This window comes from Actinokineospora fastidiosa, from assembly GCF_014648415.1.
Classification (GTDB): domain Bacteria; phylum Actinomycetota; class Actinomycetes; order Mycobacteriales; family Pseudonocardiaceae; genus Actinokineospora; species Actinokineospora fastidiosa.
On record NZ_BMRB01000004.1, the window covers coordinates 519,927 to 537,881 of the forward strand.

The window sequence follows — 17,955 nt, forward strand, 5'->3', positions numbered from 1 at the left end:
CGGATAGGGGCCGGACGGTGGTCCGCCGATCGGGGCGCGCGAGGAAAGGCAGGTCCTTGGCTCCCGCCGCGGCGGACGGACAGAGCGGCACGAGGAAGGGCACAGAGCCGAGCTCTCCAGCCGCAGTCGAGGGATGTGTCGCATCCGCGATGAGACCAGCCGTCGCGATCGCCGACCCCGGTGGGCGTTGTGGTCTCCGATGTGTCTCGGCGGGAAGGGGATTGCCGAGTCCCTGGATCGGGGCGTGGAAAGCCTCGGCGGTCATGGGTGGTCTGCCAGCAGGGGAGGGCTGGACGCGGCCGAGGGAACCGGTGTCCGGGTGTCCGAGTCGAGCCAGTGGAAGCGGAGGCCGTGGCCTGGGCCGGTGTCTGCCGCCAGGCGTCCCTCCTTGACTTCCACCCCACTTGGTGCGGACAGCACGTCCAGTGCGGCGAATGAGGCGTCCTCCACCTCCTCCACCCACACCGGACCCGGGAGGGTGAGGGCCAGTTGACCGGAGAGGTCCGGGAGCAGGTGGGGCGCCACGCCCACCCCCAAGGCACGCGCCAGCTCCGCGATCCGCAGGAACGGGGTGATCCCGCCGACCCGCACCACGTTCGGCTGGATGATGTCGCACGCACCCAGCAGGATCGCCTCGCGGAACTGGTACGCCGTGTGCAGGTTCTCACCGAGGGCGATGGGGAACGGACAACGCCTCCGGAGTTCCGCGTGCGCGCGCAAGTCGTCCGCGCGCAAGGGTTCCTCCAGCCAGTACGGCCGGAACTCCGCCAACGCCGACACCGCCCGCAACGCCGTCGGCAGGTCCCAGCGCTGGTTGGCGTCGATCATCAAAGCGACGTCCTCGCCGATCGCGGAGCGGACGGCGGCGACGCGGGCGATGTCGGAGGCCAGGTCCGGGAGCCCGACCTTGATCTTCACCCCCGCGTACCCCGCCGCCACCATCCGGCGGGCCTGGGCGACCAGGTCCGCCACCGGGTAGTGCAGGTTCACCCCACTCCCGTACACCGGCACCGCGGTATGCCGCCGCCCCAGCAGGTCGACCAGGGAGCGGCCCTCGGTGCGCCCGCGCAGGTCCCACAGGGCGATGTCCACCCCGGCCAGCGCCATCGTGGTCACCCCGCCGCCGCCCGCCTCGTGGGCGTCGGCCCACAGGCGGTCCCACACCGGCGCCGGGTCGAGCGGCTCCGCCAGGGCAGCGCCGAACTCGTCCAGCATCCCCGCGATGGCCCCCGCCCCCGCGCGCGGCGTCCAGCTGAACCCGTGCCCGACCCCCGCCGACGAGGTCACCCGGGTGGCGACGACGTGGACGTGGGTGACGTCCGGCCCCCACGGCCGGGGGAGCGGGACCCGCCTGCTCCGGTGCGTCAGCTCAGCCACGGGCGACCGCCAACCCCCGGTCGATGATCGACGACAGCGCGGCGAGGTCGGCGTCGGACGGGTCCACGAGCGGGGCGCGCACCGACCCGACCGGCTGCCCCCGCAGCCGCGCGCCCGCCTTGACCAGCGACACCGCGTACCCGGGCACCCGGTCCCGCAGCTCGACCAACGGCCGGTAGAACGCGTCCAGCAGCGCCCGCACCCGCTCGGTGTCACCGCCGGTGAACGCCGTGTGGAATGCGGTGGCGACCTCGGGCACGAAGGCGAACGCCGCCGACGAGTACAGCGGAATGCCCATCCCGGCATACGCGGGCATGCTGAACTCCGCCGTGGGCAGCCCGTTGAACAGCAGGAAATCCTTGTCCCGCACGGTCAACGCGATCCGGTGCAGCAGGTCGAGGTCACCGCTGCCGTCCTTGAACCCGACCACCCGGGGGTGCTCGGCCAGCCGCCCCACCGATTCCGGGGTGTACCGGACCGGCTCGCGCTGGTACAGCACCAGCGGCAGCGGGCTCGCGTCGGCGACGGCCAGCGCGTACGACACCAGCCCCGCCTGCGGCCCCCGGCTCAGGTAGGGCGGCATGAGCAGCAGCCCGTCCGCGCCCAGGTCGGCCGCCTGCCGGGCGCACGCCCGCGCGTGCGGCAGCGGCCCGCCCGCGCCGGTGAGCACCGGCGCCCGGCCGTCCACGACCGACACCGCCGCCCGTACCGCGTCGGCGTGCTCGGCGCGGTCGAGCGCGCCGAACTCGCCGGTCCCGCAGGCGACGAACACCGCGCCGGGCCCGTGGGCGAGGCCGTGCTCGATATGCGCGCGCAGCGCGGGCACGTCCACGCCATGGTCGTCGAACGGCGTGACGGGGAAGAACAGCACTCCGTCCAGGTTCACCGGGGACCTCCTGCGAATTCGGTGCGCCACGAGCGCCCGGGCCGCCAGCCCAGCAGCCGCGCGGCCTTGTCGATGGAGAACGCGGGCCCCGCCGGGGGCGCCGGGTAGTCGCGGGGGAGCAGGTCGGCCAGCGGCGCGCGGGCCAGCGGGTCGGCGGCGCAGGCGAAGAACACCTCGCCGCTGGGCACGTCCGCATCGCCCAGCCGGACGACCAGGTCGGCGGCGTCGCGGGCGTCGACGTAGTTGAACAGGGACCTGGCCGCGATCGCCGGGTCGGCCAGCCGCTCGCCGATCGTGCTGCCGTCCTGCGTGGGCGCGCCCGCCCACTGCTCCGGCGAGATGACGTAACCGGGCCGCACGACGGCGAACCGGGTGCGCTCGCCGCGCCGGGCGTACATCGCGGCCAGCTGCTCGGTGGCCACTTTGGACAGAGCGTACGCGTGCCACGGCGCGACGGGGTGGTCCTCGTCCAGCGGCAGGTACCGGGGGCGCCACCCAGGGCGGCCGTAGCCCATGACCGTCGGACTGCTCGCCAGCACGACGGACCCCGCGCCGACGGCGACCGCCGCCTCGCAGACGTTGTGCGCGAGCGACAGGTTGGTCCGCAGCAGCTCGGTCTCCGGGCGGCTGAACGGCACCGCGATCGCCGCGAGGTGCACGACCATCGCCGGACCGACCTCGGCGAGCACGGACCGAGCGCGCTCGGTGTCGGTCAGGTCCGCCGCGATCGCGTCGGCCCCGTCGGGGCCCGCCGTCCCGGGCAGGTCGACCGACACGACGTGGTGTCCGGCGTCCGCCAGCGCGCGGACGACGGCCCGGCCCAGCACGCCTGCGCCCCCGGTGACGAGTGCGGTCACCACGGCGGCACGACCAGGACCGAGGCGCCGCCGCGGGCCAGCGACGCGTTCGCCGCCGCGCCCACGAGCACGCTGAGCACGCCGTCGCGGTAGTCCGCCGCCCGGCCCAGCGGGTCGGGCGCGGCGCCGGGCCGGAAGAGGTCGTCCAGCAGCCGCGCGTCGCCGCCGCCGTGCGTCCCGGCCGCCGCGTCGACCGGCACCTCCTCCGCCGCCTCCCAGTGCCGCTGCAGGAGCAGCCGGGTGCCCACCGGTCGGGCGCCCTCGGGCAGGTCGGGCGCGTCGCGGTGCCAGCCGACGACGTCGGAGGCCCGGCCCGACGGCACGCTCGACCGCTCGCACACCGCCAGCTCGATCCGGCCCCGCGTGCCGGTGATTGACACGCGGTAGCCCTCCCACGGCCCGTACGCGGTCAGCGAGTACGTCAGCAGCGCGCCGGACTCGTAGCGCACCAGCGCGGCCATGGTGTCCTCGATCGTGATGCCCGGGGAGAAGACGTCCTGGTCGCGCCGGTAGCCGTCGTGGCGGGCGGCGTCGGCGTAGAGCGCGTGCAGCCGGACGTCGGCGGACAGGTCGAGGACGAACGCGTCGGTGTCGTGGTCGCCGCCGGGCCCGTAGAACCGCAGCCCGCCGTGGGCGGTCACCACCGACGGCCGGTCGGCCAGCCACCAGTTCACCAGGTCGAAGTGGTGGGTCGCCTTGTGCACGAACAACCCGCCCGAGCGCGCCTTGTCCCGATGCCAGCGGCGGAAGTAGTCCGCCCCGTGCACGGTGTCCAGCACCCACTCGAAGTGCACCGCCGTCGGCGTCCCGATGACGCCGTCGAGCAGCAGGGCCTTCACCGCGCTGTTGCGCGGCGAGTAGCGGTAGTTGAACGTCACCACCAGCCGCGCCGTCGAGCGCCGCGCCGCGTCCGCGATCCGCGCGCAGCTCGGCTCGTCCACGGTGAGCGGCTTCTCCACGATCACGTCCACACCGCGCTCCAGCGCGGCCACGACGTAGTCGGCGTGGGTGTCGTCCACCGAGGTGACCACGACCCCGTCCGGGCGGACGCGGTCGAGCATCGCGAGGTACTCCTCGGGCGCGAAGGTCGGCAGCGGCTCACCGCCGCGCAGGCGCTGGTAGTACGCCATGCGCGTCGGGTTGGTGTCGCACAGCGCGACGGGCTCGGCGACGTCGGCGTACGGGCCCAGCAGGGCGTCGAAGTACAACTGGGCGCGGTGGCCCGTGCCGACGAAGGCGTACCGGGTGGTTCCCGTCATTTCAGCGCGGCCTCGGCCTGCTGGCGGAACTGGCTGACAGCCTCGGGCACGCTGATCCGGTCGAACAGCAGTTGCTCGTTGAGCTGCTGCAGCACGCCCTGCACCTCGCCCGCGCCCGGCGGCGGCAGCACCGGCGGCGGGGCCAGCGTCGGGCCGATCTCCCGCAGGAACTCCCCGGACTGCTGGTCGGCCGCCTTGAGCTTGCCGAAGACCTGCTCGCGCACCTCGGTGTTCGCGGGCAGGCCGCGGTCGCTCAGCTGGATCTCGGCGGCCTTCGGGCTGTTCACCAGCCAGTCGATGAAGGTGGCCGCCGCCTCCGGGTGCTCGGTGCGCGCGGACGCGGCGAAGAACATCGCGGGCTTGAAGTACATGCCGGGCCTGCCCTGCGACTCGCCGGGGAAGCGCAGCAGCGCCAGCTCGTGCCCGGACGCCTTGGTCAGCGTCGCCAGCTCGTTGGTCCACCACACGCCGGTCGCGCCGCGGTTGGTGGCCATGAGCGACTGGTCGATGCCGCCCGCCTGCGTCTCGATCGTCACCGACGGCTCCGGCTCGGACCTGCGGTCGCGCAGCCGCAGGATCAGGGCGAACCAGTCGCTCAGCGTCTGGTCGGACAGTCCGATCGCGCCGTCGGCCGTGAAGATCGACTCGCCCCGCTGGCGGGCGAAGATCTCCAGGCCCGCCTCGTTGAAGCCGATGTTCTGCACGCCGTGGACCTTGCCGCCGGTGTTGGCGGTGATCGCGGCGGTGGTGTCGACGAAGTCGTCCCACGACCAGGTCTCGTCGTCCGGGATCGGCACCCCGGCTTGTTCGTAGAGGGCGGTGTCGACGACGACGGTGTAGGCGTTGACGCCGGTCGGGATCGCGTAGGTGGCGTCCCCGACCTTGCCCGTGCCCGCGACGGCCGGGTCGAGCTTGCTCACGTCGACGTCGTACTTGCCGAGGTCCAGCAGCGCGTTGCGGTCGGCGTACTCGCGCACGTAGCGCGATTCCTGCTGCATGACGTCCGGGGCGTTGCCGCCCGCGGTGCTGGTGGCCAGCTTGTCCCAGTAGTCGGCCCAGCCGGTGAACTCGCCCTCCACCCGGATGTCGGGGTGCTCGGCGTGGAAGGCCTCGATGAGCTGCTGGGTCATGGTGTGCCGGGCGTCGCTGCCCCACCAGGAGAACCGCAGGGTCACCGGGCCGTCGCCGCCGGGGTCACCGCCGCCGCACGCGGTCGCGGTCAGCGCTGCGGCGGCGAGCAACGCGCCCAGTCTCAAGGTGCGCACGGTCGTGTCCTTTCACTTCAGGCCCGTGGTGGCGATGCCGCGCACCAGGTAGCGCTGTCCGGCGAGGAAGAACCCGAAGATGGGGCCGAGGGCCACCATCGACATGGCGAACACCGGGCCCCACGGGGTCTGGCTGGTCGCGTCGACGAAGGTGCGCAGCGCCACGGGCACGGTGTACATCTCCGGGTCGGTCAGGAAGATGAGCTGGCTGAAGAAGTCGTTCCAGGTCCAGATGAAGGTGAAGATCGCGGTGGTGGCCAGCGCTGGCACGCACAGCGGCAGGATGATCCGGAAGAAGATCCCCCAGTGCCCGCAGCCGTCGATGCGCGCCGCCTCGTCCAGCTCGCGCGGCAGGCCGCGGATGAACTGCACCATCAGGAACACGAAGAACCCGTCGGTGGCCAGCAGCTTGGGCAGGATCAGCGGCCAGAACGTGTTCACCATGTCGACCTGGGCGAACATCACGTACTGCGGGACGATGACCACGTGGATCGGCAGCATGATGCTGCCGATCATGATCGCGAACCAGAGCCGCTTGAACCGGAACTCCAGCCGGGCGAAGGCGTAGGCGGCCAGCGAGCAGGCGAACAGGTTGCCCAGGATGGACCCGAGCACCACGATGGACGAGTTGATCAGGTAGGTGCTGAACGGCTCGCCGAGCGCGGTCCAGCCCTCGACGTAGTTGTCCAGCGTCGGGTTGGACGGGATGAGGCCGGGTTCGGTGAAGATGTCCGGCGTCGGCTTGAACGAGCTCGCGAGCATCCACAGCAGCGGGTAGAGCATCGCCAGGCCGAAGAGGATCAGCCCGACGTGCGCCAGCGGCCTGCGTTTTCCGGTGGTGGTCCTAACCGTCGCCATAGAACACCCAGCGCTTCGCCGCGAGGAAGTTGACCGCGGTCAGCCCGCCGACGATGAGCAGCAGCACCCAGGCCAGGGCCGATGCGTATCCCATGTCGAAGTTGCCGAATCCGCGCTGGTACAGGTAGAGCGTGTAGAACAGGGTCGAGTCCGCGGGCCCGCCGGTCCCCGCGCTGACGATGAACGACTGCGTGAACGACTGGAACGCGCCGATGATCTGCAGCACCAGGTTGAAGAAGATGATCGGGCTCAGCAGCGGCAGGGTGATGTGGAAGAACCGGCGCGTCGGCCCGGCGCCGTCGACGGCGGCGGCCTCGTAGTACATCCGGGGGATCTGCCGCAGCCCGGCCAGGAAGATCACCATCGGCGCGCCGAAGGTCCACACGTTGAGCACGATCAGCGTGCCGAGCGCGAAGTCCGGTGTGGACACCCAGCCGGGCATCCCGGTGAGGCCGAGCGCGCCGAGCAGGCCGTTGAGCAGGCCGTCGGTGCCGAAGACCTGCCGCCAGAGGATCGCAACGGCCACGCTGCCGCCCAGCAGCGACGGCAGGTAGTAGGCCGAGCGGTAGACCGCCAGCCCGCGCACGCCCCGGTCCAGCACCAGCGCCAGGGCCAGCGCGAAGGCCAGTTGCAGCGGCACCGAGACCAGCACGTAGGTGAAGGTCACGCCCAGCGAGGTGAAGAACCGGGGGTCCTCCAGCATGCGGGCGTAGTTGTCCAGTCCGATCCACTCCGGCGCGCCGATGAGGCTGTAGTCGGTGAACGACAGGTACGCCGAGGCCGCGATCGGGCCGATGGTGATGAGGACGAGGCCGAGGAACCAGGGCAGCAGGAACAGGTAGGCGGCGGTGCCCTGGCGCATCTCACCCCGTCTCGGCGGGGCCGGGGCGGGTGTCGGTCCCCGCTCAGCGGCCCGCGGTCGTGCGGTCACTGACAAGCCGCTCACCTCGTTCCGGGTTGGGCAAGTAAGCGCTTTCTAGTCCGTCTGCCGGTGTGGCGTCAAGGTTTCCGTCGGTGTTCGCCGTCCGTTGAGATAGCGCTTTCTCGATCGGCCGCGACCGGTTATCGTCTCCGGGTGTGACAGTGGAGATCGTGTTGGTCGGGCTGCACGGCTACGGCCGGTCGCACCTGCGCGCAGTCCGGGCGCTGGACGGGGTGCGGCTGGGCGCGGTCTGCGATCCCCGGGGCTCGGACGTCGACGGCGTGCCCGCGTACCCGGCGCTGGCCGACGTGCCCGCGCCGTCCGGGGACCGGGTCACGATCATCAGCACGCCCCTGCACACCCACGCCGACCTGGCGTCGACCGCGCTCGCGCAGGGCTCGCACGTGCTGCTGGAGAAGCCGCCCGCCACGTCGCTGGCGGAGTTCGAGCGGCTCTGCGCCGCGGTGCGCGCGTCCGGCCTGCTGTGCCAGGTCGGGTTCCAGAGCCTGGGGTCGGCGGCCGTGCCCGCCGTCCGGGCGCTGGTGGCGTCCGGGGCGATCGGGACGGTGCGCGGCATCGGGGTGGCGGGCACGTGGCAGCGCGGCCGGGACTACTTCACCCGGTCGCCGTGGGCGGGCAAGCGGCGGCTGGACGGGGTGGACGTGGTCGACGGGGCGCTGACCAACCCGTTCGCGCACGCCGTCGCCACGGCCCTGGCCATCGACGGCAGCACCCGCCGGGGCCAGGTGGCGGACGTGGAGGTCGAGCTGTTCCGCGCCAACCCGATCGAGTCGGACGACACCTCGGCCCTGCGCCTGCGCACGTCCCGGGGGACGGTCATCGTCGTGGCGGTCACGCTGTGCGCGAAGACGGTCCGCTCGCCCCAGATCACGGTGCACGGTTCGGAGGGGACGATCACGTTGTTCTACAAGGAGGACCGCGTGCGCCTGCGGACGGCCGACGACGACGTCACGACGACGTACCCGACGACCGGCCTGCTGGCCGACCTGGTCGCCCGCGTCCGCGAGCCGGGCCCCCTGCTCAGCCCCCTGGCGGAGACCGGGGCCTTCATGGAGGTCCTGGAGGCGGTGCGGCTGGCCCCCGAGCCGCGCCCGGTGCCCGCGGCGGCCGTCGGCGACCGGATGGTCATCGACGGCGTGGACGACGCGGTCCTGCGCTGCTCGGCGGAACTGGCCCTGCTCTCGGAGGTCGTGCGGTGGACCTGATCGTCGAGGGCGTGCCGGTCGCCACGTACAACTCCGGGGCCGAACTGCACACGACCCTGTCGCCCCGCCCGTACCTCCACCCGGTGAGGACGCTGTCGGGCACGGTCGTCACCGACGCGCTGCCGGAGGACCACCGGTGGCACCTGGGCGTGTCCATCGGGGTCCAGGACGTGAACGGCGCGAACCTCTGGGGCGGGCGCACGTACGTCCGCGACCGGGGATACACCTGGATGGACGACCACGGCGCCATCCGCCACGTGCGCTGGCGGGAGCGGACGCCGTCGCGGCTGGACGAGGACCTGGCGTGGCTGGGACCCGACGGCGCCGTGCTCGCCCACGAACGCCGCGAGCAGAGCGCCCGCCCGATCGCGGGCGGCTGGGCGCTGGACGTCACGGTCACCCTCGCCGCCGACGGCGTGCGCCTGGGCAGCCCGGCCACCAACGGCCGCGCCCGCGCGGGCTACGGCGGCTTCTTCTGGCGGCTCCCGCTGCCCGACGGTCCGTCGACCGTCTTCACCGAACACGGGGTGGGGGAGGAGCAGGTGCACTACACGCGCTCCCCGTGGCTGGCCTACCACGGCGGCTCGCCGTCCCACCCGTTCACCGTCGTGCTGACGGCGTCGGTGGACGACCCGTGGTTCGTGCGGCAGGCGGGCTACCCCGGCCTCGGCTCGGCCCTGGCCGCGGAGACGCCCGTGCTGGTCGACGGCGAGCTCCGCCGCTCCTTCACCGCGCGGGTGTACGACGGCCACCTGGCCGCGGACGAGTGGTGAGATAGGTCAAAGCCCGTGCTCACCCGGCGCGGGCGTGTGCCACGATGGAGCCGGTGCCTCGTGATGAGGTCCCCGGACGAGCGGGCGCCGTACCCGGCCAGCGACAAGACGGCGCTCAAGGAGCACATCGTGTCCTGGCTCGTCCTGATCGTCTCGGGTGTCCTGGAAGCCGTGTGGGCCACGGCGTTGGGCAAGTCGGAGGGCTTCACCCGGCTGGCGCCGTCGGTGGTGTTCGGGGTCTCGCTGGTCCTGAGCATGGCCGGGCTCGCCTACGCCATGCGGGAGCTGCCGGTCGGCACGTCCTACGCGGTGTGGGTGGGCATCGGCGCCGCGCTCACCGTCGCGTACGGCATGTGGTCCGGCGCGGAGGCCGTCTCCCTGGCCAGGATCCTTCTCCTGGTCGGGATCGTGGGGTGCGTGGTGGGATTGAAGGTCCTTCACTGACACCCTTCACCCGCCGCGCAACGCGCGTTCCGCGCGCAGGGCGACCTCGATGTCGAAGCGTTGGTTGGGATCGGTCAGGCCGGGTCCGAAGAGGCGTTCCAATTGGCGCAGGCGATAGCGGACCGTCTGCGGGTGGACGTCCAACAGGGCCGCGATCTCCGGCGCGCTGCGGCGGGTCTCCAACCAGACCAGCAGGGTCTCGCCGAGCTTGTCGCGCTGCTTGCCCGTCAGTTCCGCCATCGGGGCCAGGGCCTTCGCGCCGATCTCCCGCACGAGGAACGGGTCGTTGAGCAGCCAGAGGACCGACATGCTGCGGTCGAACCAGGTCGGCGAGCCGTCCGCCAGGGTGCCCTCGGCGACCAGGGCCAGCGTGCGCCGCGCCCAGCGCAGCGACTGCGCGCACTCGACGACCGGGACGGCGGGGCCGACTGCCGCCTGCCAGCCGGGCAGCTCGGCGGGCAGCTCCGCCAGCAGGGGCCGGAACTCCTCGCTCAGCACCAGGCACGGGTCGGCCGACTCCAGATCGACCAGGTAGCGGGAGTCCAGGTTGGTGACGGGCAGGTCGGCGTCGGAGTCCCGGGGGCGCACGGCGATGGCCCGCACCCGCTCCGGCAGCGGCCAGCGCGCCGCCTCCGCCAGGTGGCCCAGCGGACGGCCGGGGCCGCCGCCGGGGGCGATGAGCGCCTGCAGGAGCTGGCGCCGCCGCCGTTCCAGCGCGCCGACCTCGCGCGCCCTCGCCGAGGCGTGGCCCTCGATGGACAGCGCCGACAACTCGTCGATGTAGGCGAAGATCGCCTCCGCCAGCAGGCACAGCGTCGCGCTGGACACCCCCGCCGCCTCGCCCGCCGCCGCGATCCGCCGCCACGCCACCCGCGCGCCGATCCGGTACGCCGTCTGCAGCACGTCCAGGATCGGGCCGTTGTAGATCTCGTGGCGGCCCATGTCGCGGAACACCTGGCGGCGTTCGTCCCGGGCGCTGCTCGGGTCCTCCAGCCGGTCGACGAACTGGGTCAGCGCCTGCTGGATGCCCTCGGTCACCGCGCGTCCGACGACGCCGTCGGGGTTGCGGGCGAACGCGGGGATCGCCTGGTTCAGCTCGCCGCGGATCTCGGCGACCAGCCGGGGGATGCTCGGGCGCAGCAGCGGGGCCAGCTCCCTGGGCAGCAGCGACCACAGGTTCGCCCCGTGCCCGGCGTCGGCGCGGCCCGGGGCGAGCAGCGAGTCGAACGCGATGCGCAGCGGGAATCCGGTCGGCTCCCCCGATTCTTCCGGCACCAGTGCCACCTCCGCGATCGCGAACTGGTCGCCGAATCTAGCGCGGCAGGTCGGGGGCTGGTCAAACATTCCGAGGAACAATTCCCCGATTCACCCGGCAGGCCGCCGGTAATTGTCACCGGAACACAACCCGCGCCGCGGCGATCCACCGCCGCGGCGCATCGGCGGCTATCCGGCCGCCCGGCCTTTTTCGTCGCCTTCGGACGTCCACAGCAGACGGTGGGCGCGCAGCGCGATCTCCAGGTCGAGCCGGGAGTCCGGGTCGGTCAGCTGATCGCCGAAAAGCTTCTCCACCTGACGCATGCGATAGCGCACGGTTTGTGGGTGGATGCGCAATCGCTCGGCGATCTCCGGCGCGCTGCCGCGGCTCTCCAGCCACGCCAGCAGCGTCTCCGCGGTGCGCGCCCGCTGCTTGACGGTGAGGTCGGCCAGCGGGGCCAGCGTGCGGTTGAGCAACTCGCGCACCAGGAACTCGTCGGCCAGCAGCCAGAGCGTCGACAGGTGGTCGCGGCACCAGGTGACCGGGCCGTCGCCGATGATGTCGCGCCGCACCAGGTTCATCGCCCGGCGCGCCCAGCGCAGCGAGGTGGCCGCGTCGCGCAGGCCGACCACCGGCCCGACGCAGGCGCGCCTGCCGCCCAGGTGCTCGCGGACGGTGCGCATCTGCCGCTGCGGGTCGGGCAGCACCAGACACGGCAGGTCGCCGTCGAAGTCGGCCAGCACCTCCTCGGGCAGGCCCGCGGTGCTGAGGTCGTCGTGCTCGCCGTCCGGCGCGGGCTCGACCACCACGACGGCCACCGTCTCCGGCACCCGCCAGCGGGCCGTCGCGGCCAGCTTCGTGATCGACGTCGGCGACGCGGGCGGGTCGCTGAGCAGCAGTTCCACCAGTCTGCGGCGACAGCGCTCGATCATCCCGGCCGACTGCGCCTGCGCGGCGGTGTAGCCCTCGATCGACAGCTTCGAGATCTCGTCGACGTAGGCGAAGATGGCCTCGGCGGCGATGGTCAGCGTCGCCGTCGGCAGCTTCTGCGCCTGGCCCCACGCCGCGACATGCCGCCACGCCACCCGGCCGCCCACCCGGTACGCCGTCTGCAGGCTGTCGAGGCTGCGGCCCTCGCTGAACTCCACCCTGCCGAGCTGGCGGAAGACGTTGGCCCAGTTCTCGTCCGGGGAGCCGCCGACGCCGATGGTGTCCATGATCCGCATGATCGCCTGCTCGACGCCCGCGACCATGATCGCGCCGAAGTGGCCCTCCAGCGGCTGGGCGTAGGCGGGGACCGCGCGCTGGATCTCGCGGATCATGTCCTGGGTGAGCTGCCCGACCATCGGGCGGAACCGGGACCCCAGATCGCGCGGCAGCGACGCCCACAGCATCGTCGCCTGGTCGTCCTGCCTGCCCGTGCGCGGCCTCGGCGCGGCGACCGGGCCTCGTCCCATGCCGGGTCGGGGGGAAGGGGGTCGGCTGCCCAGGTGAATCGCCATATCGTCCCCTTTGTCGCTGGCGCGCTCGCTTGGCGCGAATTCTTTCGGGTTCGGCTCGCCGCCGATCGTAACAATTTGTGACGACGACCATAAGTTCGGCGCGGGCGGCGTGTCAAATGCCCGTGTTACGTGACGCTGCGGACACCCGAACGGGTGACACCGAAGATCGGTGTTTTGCGGAAAAGGGCGGAGTTCGCCGTTCGGATTTTGCGCGTCCATGACAAACTCGGCCCGCCCGGGGTCGGCCCGGGGTGCGCAGTTGTGTCGGCCATGATCGCCGGGCAGGCGTGGAACAGCACGTCAGGTGGGTCTTTGACCAGCTACCAGCCGGTTCCGTCATGCCGGTGACTGGGGGAACACACAAAACGCCGACGGAGGGACTGTGCGCGTCTGATAAAACGGGCGGTCCGGCGCGGTTGCGCCGACCGGGTTCTTGCTCGGGTCGTCTGTGTGTCAGTAAGGTTTCGGCCAGATCGCCGCGGTCGGCAGGTCATCGGACTCGGGAGCCCCTATTCGGGCCCGCCGCGCAATTCGCCAAGCAGTCGTGAGGGAAGAATTCATGAAGCCTCGTTTGGTCGCCGCCGCGGTTTCCGCGGTCGCCGTCGTCGCGTTCGCGGGCGGCTGCAGCTCCGATCCGGAGGCCCCGCCGCAGATCCCCGCCCCCGGCGCCGCCGCGGACGCCACCGGGCAGACCCAGGCGCCGCCCGCCGACCTCAGCGACCCGGCCGTGGCGTGGGCGGAGCAGGTGTGCACCGCGGTCGAGCAGGGCGGCAAGAAGCTCTCCGAGTTCCCCGCGGTCGACCCGAACGACCCGGCGAAGACCAAGCAGGCGATGCTGGACTACCTGCAGCGGATCTCCGACACCCTCGGCGAGCTCAGCGCGGGCATCAGCGCCGCGGGCGAGCCGCCGGTCGACGACGGCGCCGCCGCCGTGGACGCCGCCCTGACCCGCATCGACGACCTGCGCGGCGCGCTGTCCACCGCGCGCGAGAAGCTGTCGTCGGTCGAGGCGAGCGACCCCGTGGCCTTCCAGACCGCGCTGGCGGAGATCGGCCCTGAGCTGGAGGGCCTGAACACCACCGAGGGGCCGACCACCGACCTCAAGGCCAACCCCGAGCTCAAGGACGCCTTCGCGCAGGCCCCGGCCTGCAGGCGCGTCGAGGGCGTCTGAGTGGAGACCGCCATGCCCGTTTACCGCACCATCGTCGTCGGCACCGACGGCTCCCGCTCGTCGCTGCGCGCGGTCGAGCGGGCCGCCGAGGTGGCCCGCGACACCGCGGCCGTCCTGGTGGTCGCCTGCGCGTACGAGACCGCCGACCAGCGCGCGGTCGACCGGGCCGTGGACCGCCTCGGCGACGACGTCGGCTACCAGGTGGTGGGCGCCAGCCCGGCCGAGGAGACCGTCCGCACGGCCGCCGAGGTGGCGCTCAAGGCGGGCGCCGCCGACGTGCGCACGGTCGCGGCCGAGGGCTCGCCGGTGTCGGTGCTGCGCCGGGTGGTCCGCGACCACGACGCCGACCTGCTGGTGGTCGGCAACCGCGGCCTCAACACCCTCGCGGGCCGGGTGCTGGGCTCCGTGCCCGGCGAGGCGGCCCGCAAGTCCCGGGTGGACATCCTGATCGTCCACACCACCGGCTGATCAAGCCGCCGAAGCCCCGGTTCCCGTGCGGGACCGGGGCTTCAGCGTGCCCGGCGGAAGCCGTGGAAGGCCCAGACACCGCCGCCGACGGCCGCGGCGGCGGCCAGGGCGAGCGCCAGCGCGGGCGACCAGCCCGCTGGCCGGTCCAGGGAGAGCGCGCGGACGGCGTCGACGGCGTAGGTGACCGGGTTGACGCTGCTGAACCACCGCACCCAGGCGGGCATGGCCTCCAGCGGCAGGTACGCGCTGGAGCCGAACATCAGCGGCACCATGACGATGAACGACACCGCCTGCATCGCCTCCGGCTTCGGCGCCCAGCAGGCGATCGCGATGAACAGCCAGCTCAAGCCCCAGCCGACGACGATGGTCAGCAGCAGCCCCAGCAGCAGGCCGATCACGCTGCCCGGCCGGAATCCCAGCACCGGAACGGAGATGACGATGGCCACCAGCAGGTTCAGCGCCAGCCGGGCGGAATCGGCGACGGTGCGGGCGACGAGCACCGCGCCCAGCGTCAGCGGCATCGCCCGCAGGCGGCCGATGAACCCGGTGAAGACCTCGGTCAGCAGCCCGACGCCCGCGCCCACGGCCGTCGTCAGCGCGATGGTGACGAGGGTGGCGGGCAGCAGGTAGTTGATGTAGCCGTTGTACTCCGCGACGCCCGGCAGCGTGCCGATGCCGCTGAACACCTGGCTGAACAACAGCAGCAGCACGACCGGCTGCAGCAGGCCGAAGAACACGATCTTGCGGTCGCTGAAGGCCAGCCGGAGCGACCGTCCGGTGAGGACGGACACCTGGCGCAGCGGCGTCGCGGGCCGCCAGCGGCCCGGCCGGTTCGGCGCGATGGCGCGGAAGCGCACGGTCTCCGGCTCCGCCGAGCGCGCCCGGCGGGGAGCGGCGTGGCGGCTCATGACTTGCTCGCGTGGTGCAGGGCCAGGTACACGTCGTCCAGCGTGGGTTCGGTGACGGTGAAGTCGACGATGTCCGGGCCCGCCGCGTCGAGCGCGCGGACGACGGCGGTGACGTGCCCGGGCTCGGCGAGCGCGACCCGCAGGATCGGCTCGACCGGGTCGGGCGTGGCCCGGATGCCCGCGTAGGCCAGCACCCCGAGGGCGTGGCGCACGGCGCGCTCGTCGGCGAGGCGGACGGCGGCGGCGCGCTGCCCGATCCCGGCCTTGAGCGCGGTGGGCGTGCCCGCGGCGACCACGTGCCCGCCCGCCAGCACGACGACCTCGTCGGCGAGCTTGTCGGCCTCCTCCAGGTACTGCGTGGTCAGCACGACGGTGGTGCCGTCGGCGACCAGGCCCGCCACCAGCGCCCACAGTCCCGCGCGGCTGACCGGGTCGAGGCCGGTGGACGGCTCGTCGAGGAAGAGGACGTCCGGGCGGCCGACGAGGCTGGCGGCGAGGTCGAGGCGGCGGCGCATGCCGCCGGAGTAGGTGCCCGCCTTGCGGTCGGCGGCGTCGGTGAGGCCGAACGCGGTCAGCAGCTCGTCGGCGCGGTCGCGGGCCTGCTTGCGGGTCGCGCCGAGCAGCCGGGCCAGCAGCACCAGGTTCGCCCGGCCGGACACGGCCTCGTCGACGCAGGCGTACTGGCTGGTCAGCCCGATGTGCCTGCGCACCTGGTGGCCGGAGCGGGTGACGTCGTACCCGCACACGCGGGCGGTGCCGGAGGTGGGCAGGGCGCGGGTGGCGAGGATGTCGATGAGCGTCGTCTTGCCCGCGCCGTTGTGGCCGAGGACGCCGAGGACCGCGCCCGGGGCCGCGGTCAGGGAGACATCGGTGAGCGCCGCCACCGGACCGTAGGCCTTGCCGAGCCGGGTCACCTCGATGCGGGGCCGGGGCATGGCCGCGACGATACCGGCGCGACCAGTCCCGGCACAGTATTCATCGCGGTATTCATACGGCGGTGACAAGTTTTCCGCACGGCATTTTTGTGCTCGGCTATGACAAAGCGGGGATCGCCGATGGTATTTCGTTCCGCAATTGCGCGGCGAACGTCGACACCGCGGAATGGGCGTGGTTACCGTGCCGGACATGTCCCTGCTCCGCCGCGCACTCGTCGCCGCCGTCGCGGCCGCGACGACAGCAGTCCTGGTCTGGCCGATGGGCCAGGCGGCCGCAGCCGAGGTGCCGGTCGGCCCCGACGGCGACGCCTTCTACCTCGCCCCGAACCCGCTGCCGCCGGGCGCCGCGGGCGACCCGATCCACTACCGCGAGGTCAGCACGCCGATCGGCGGCCTGAGCGGCGCGAAGTCGTACCTGGTGCTGTACCGCTCGACCAACGCCACCGGGCGGCAGGTCGCGGTGTCCGGCACGGTGTTCGTGCCCAACCGCCCGGTCGGCGGCGTCCGCCCGATCGTCTCGCTCGCGCCCGGCACGCAGGGCCTGGGCGACAACTGCGCGCCGTCCCGGGCGTTCCGGTCCGGGGTGGAGTACGAGCAGATGATGGTCAGCGAGCTGCTCGCCAAGGGCTGGGCGGTCGCGGTCACCGACTACGAGGGCCTGGGCACGCCCGGCGACCACACCTATGTCGTCGGCCGCTCCGAGGGACCGGCCGTGCTCGACGCGGTCCGCGCCGCGACCCGCATCCCGGCGCTGGGCCTGGCCGCAGGCGGCGAGGTCGGCATCGCGGGCTACTCCCAGGGCGGCGGCGCGGCCGCGTGGGCGGCCCAGCTCGCCGATGACTACGCCCCCGAGCTGAACGTGGTCGGCGTCGCGGCGGGCGGCGTGCCCGCCGACCTGATCGAGGTGTCCAAGCAGCTCGACGGCGGCCTGGGCTTCGGCCTGATGCTGGCCGCCGCGGTCGGCATGAACGCCGCCTACCCGGAACTCGACCTGCCCGGCTACCTCAACGAGGCTGGCAAGCGCGAGTACGACGCCCGCCACGACAAGTGCGTGGCCCAGATGATGCTGTACGCGGGGAAGAAGATCACCGACTACACGACCAGCAACCCGCTGGACACTCCGCAGTGGAGGGCCCGCCTCAACGAGAACAAGGCAGGCGCGGACGCCCCGGAGATGCCGATCTTCCTCTACCACGCCACGGGTGACCAGCTGGTGCCGTTCCCCCAGGCCAAGGCCCTGCGCCAGGCGTACTGCGGCGCGGGCGCACGGGTCCAGTGGCGCGAGTACTTCGGCGAACACCTGACGGTCTTCCTCGCGGGCCGCTCCGACGCCGTCCGCTTCCTGGAGGACCGCTTCGCAGGCAAACCGGCCCCGTCGAACTGCTGATGCCCACCCCCACGACGACCACCCCCTGCCGCGTCACCGGCGCGGCGGGGGTGGTCGCGTCGGCATGGCCCCGCCCGATCACGGCGGCCCTCGCAGACCTGCTCGCCCACCGCCACCACGCCCCCGCGAGCCCCACTCGGACGCCATCGGGACAGAACGAACCGCGGTCCTCGAGCGGAGGGTTGCGCGAGAAAGGACGTCCCGGACCCTGCTTCGGCGACGGGCGCCGGGCCCGGTGCCTTCGCTCGCTGGGCGTCGGTCGACTCAGGCTGGGGCTCGGTGCTGCGTTGCGGCCCTGGGACCGACGGGTGCGAACGCACGTGCGGCCGGGACGGGGAGTCGGCGCCGACTCAGCCCGGGACGGCGGGGCACGCGACGTAGGGCGGCCGAGGTCGGGTGCTGGGCGGTGGGTCTGGAGCTTGCGGCGGCGAGGGGGATCGCGGTTGGGTTTCGCTGTCTGGT

17 protein-coding genes and 1 riboswitch are annotated in these 17,955 nt (G+C 72.8%); of the genes, 6 read left to right on the plus strand and 11 right to left on the minus strand.

Going from position 1 to position 17,955, the window contains the following annotated elements; translation table 11 throughout:
- Positions 1 to 261: 261 nt before the first annotated feature.
- Genes IEY98_RS24385 through IEY98_RS24415 form a run of 7 tightly spaced genes read right to left on the minus strand, consistent with a single transcriptional unit; the run spans position 262 to position 7,364 of the window.
- Entirely contained in the window at positions 262 to 1,377 is a 1,116-nt protein-coding gene (locus IEY98_RS24385) for a mandelate racemase/muconate lactonizing enzyme family protein (RefSeq protein ID WP_189212926.1), read from the minus strand.
- Complete coding sequence (locus IEY98_RS24390; RefSeq protein ID WP_189212927.1) at positions 1,370 to 2,263, minus strand: 5-dehydro-4-deoxyglucarate dehydratase; 894 nt, start codon at positions 2,261 to 2,263, stop codon at positions 1,370 to 1,372. The genes IEY98_RS24385 and IEY98_RS24390 overlap by 8 nt, the downstream gene beginning before the upstream one ends.
- A complete protein-coding gene (locus IEY98_RS24395) occupies positions 2,260 to 3,120 on the minus strand; it encodes an NAD-dependent epimerase/dehydratase family protein (RefSeq protein ID WP_189212928.1) in 861 nt (286 codons plus the stop codon). Before IEY98_RS24395 ends, IEY98_RS24390 begins: the two co-directional genes overlap by 4 nt.
- The gene (locus IEY98_RS24400; protein ID WP_189212929.1) at positions 3,117 to 4,379 is read right to left on the minus strand and encodes a Gfo/Idh/MocA family protein; all 1,263 of its coding nucleotides are present in this window, start codon (positions 4,377 to 4,379) and stop codon (positions 3,117 to 3,119) included. Before IEY98_RS24400 ends, IEY98_RS24395 begins: the two co-directional genes overlap by 4 nt.
- The gene (locus IEY98_RS24405; RefSeq protein ID WP_189212930.1) at positions 4,376 to 5,644 is read right to left on the minus strand and encodes an ABC transporter substrate-binding protein; all 1,269 of its coding nucleotides are present in this window, start codon (positions 5,642 to 5,644) and stop codon (positions 4,376 to 4,378) included. The genes IEY98_RS24400 and IEY98_RS24405 overlap by 4 nt, the downstream gene beginning before the upstream one ends.
- A 12-nt stretch (positions 5,645 to 5,656) precedes the next feature.
- Positions 5,657 to 6,502, minus strand: a complete 846-nt coding sequence (locus IEY98_RS24410; RefSeq protein ID WP_189212931.1) for a carbohydrate ABC transporter permease — start codon at positions 6,500 to 6,502, stop codon at positions 5,657 to 5,659.
- Positions 6,489 to 7,364 (minus strand): carbohydrate ABC transporter permease, encoded by an 876-nt coding sequence (locus tag IEY98_RS24415; RefSeq protein WP_189212932.1) that lies wholly within the window; start codon positions 7,362 to 7,364, stop codon positions 6,489 to 6,491. The genes IEY98_RS24410 and IEY98_RS24415 overlap by 14 nt, the downstream gene beginning before the upstream one ends.
- 215 nt (positions 7,365 to 7,579) lie before the next feature.
- Here IEY98_RS24415 and IEY98_RS24420 point away from each other — a divergent pair, with 215 nt between their 5' ends.
- From IEY98_RS24420 to IEY98_RS24430, 3 genes are all read left to right on the plus strand, one after another.
- Positions 7,580 to 8,650, plus strand: a complete 1,071-nt coding sequence (locus tag IEY98_RS24420; RefSeq protein WP_189212933.1) for a Gfo/Idh/MocA family protein — start codon at positions 7,580 to 7,582, stop codon at positions 8,648 to 8,650.
- Entirely contained in the window at positions 8,641 to 9,423 is a 783-nt protein-coding gene (locus tag IEY98_RS24425; RefSeq protein ID WP_189212934.1) for a DUF6807 domain-containing protein, read from the plus strand. Before IEY98_RS24420 ends, IEY98_RS24425 begins: the two co-directional genes overlap by 10 nt.
- 50 nt (positions 9,424 to 9,473) lie before the next feature.
- A riboswitch (guanidine-III (ykkC-III) riboswitch) is annotated at positions 9,474 to 9,541 on the plus strand.
- A gap of 11 nt (positions 9,542 to 9,552) precedes the next feature.
- Entirely contained in the window at positions 9,553 to 9,867 is a 315-nt protein-coding gene (locus IEY98_RS24430; protein WP_189212988.1) for a DMT family transporter, read from the plus strand.
- 6 nt (positions 9,868 to 9,873) lie between these two features.
- On the opposite strand, the gene IEY98_RS24435 is transcribed toward IEY98_RS24430, so the two are convergent.
- Together IEY98_RS24435 and IEY98_RS24440 are read right to left on the minus strand one after the other, a co-directional pair.
- Positions 9,874 to 11,142: a PucR family transcriptional regulator gene (locus tag IEY98_RS24435; RefSeq protein ID WP_189212935.1), complete on the minus strand. Its 1,269-nt coding sequence runs from the start codon at positions 11,140 to 11,142 to the stop codon at positions 9,874 to 9,876.
- 168 nt (positions 11,143 to 11,310) lie between these two features.
- Positions 11,311 to 12,579 (minus strand): PucR family transcriptional regulator, encoded by a 1,269-nt coding sequence (locus tag IEY98_RS24440; RefSeq protein ID WP_189212936.1) that lies wholly within the window; start codon positions 12,577 to 12,579, stop codon positions 11,311 to 11,313.
- Positions 12,580 to 13,183: 604 nt separating this feature from the next.
- On the opposite strand from IEY98_RS24440, the gene IEY98_RS24445 reads away from it, so the two are divergent.
- Positions 13,184 to 13,795 carry a hypothetical protein gene (locus tag IEY98_RS24445; protein ID WP_189212937.1) on the plus strand — a complete coding sequence of 204 codons (612 nt, stop codon included), beginning with the start codon at positions 13,184 to 13,186 and terminating at the stop codon, positions 13,793 to 13,795.
- 12 nt (positions 13,796 to 13,807) lie between these two features.
- Entirely contained in the window at positions 13,808 to 14,263 is a 456-nt protein-coding gene (locus IEY98_RS24450; protein WP_189212938.1) for a universal stress protein, read from the plus strand.
- A 41-nt stretch (positions 14,264 to 14,304) separates the two neighbouring features.
- Here IEY98_RS24450 and IEY98_RS24455 read toward each other — a convergent pair whose 3' ends face one another.
- Together IEY98_RS24455 and IEY98_RS24460 are read right to left on the minus strand one after the other, a co-directional pair.
- Entirely contained in the window at positions 14,305 to 15,171 is an 867-nt protein-coding gene (locus IEY98_RS24455; protein ID WP_189212939.1) for an ABC transporter permease, read from the minus strand.
- Positions 15,168 to 16,106 (minus strand): ATP-binding cassette domain-containing protein, encoded by a 939-nt coding sequence (locus tag IEY98_RS24460; protein WP_189212940.1) that lies wholly within the window; start codon positions 16,104 to 16,106, stop codon positions 15,168 to 15,170. The genes IEY98_RS24455 and IEY98_RS24460 overlap by 4 nt, the downstream gene beginning before the upstream one ends.
- 190 nt (positions 16,107 to 16,296) lie before the next feature.
- Between IEY98_RS24460 and IEY98_RS24465 the strand changes: the two genes are divergently transcribed.
- On the plus strand, positions 16,297 to 17,493 hold the full coding sequence (locus IEY98_RS24465) for a lipase family protein (protein WP_189212941.1): 1,197 nt from the start codon (positions 16,297 to 16,299) through the stop codon (positions 17,491 to 17,493).
- Positions 17,494 to 17,955: the final 462 nt, after the last annotated feature.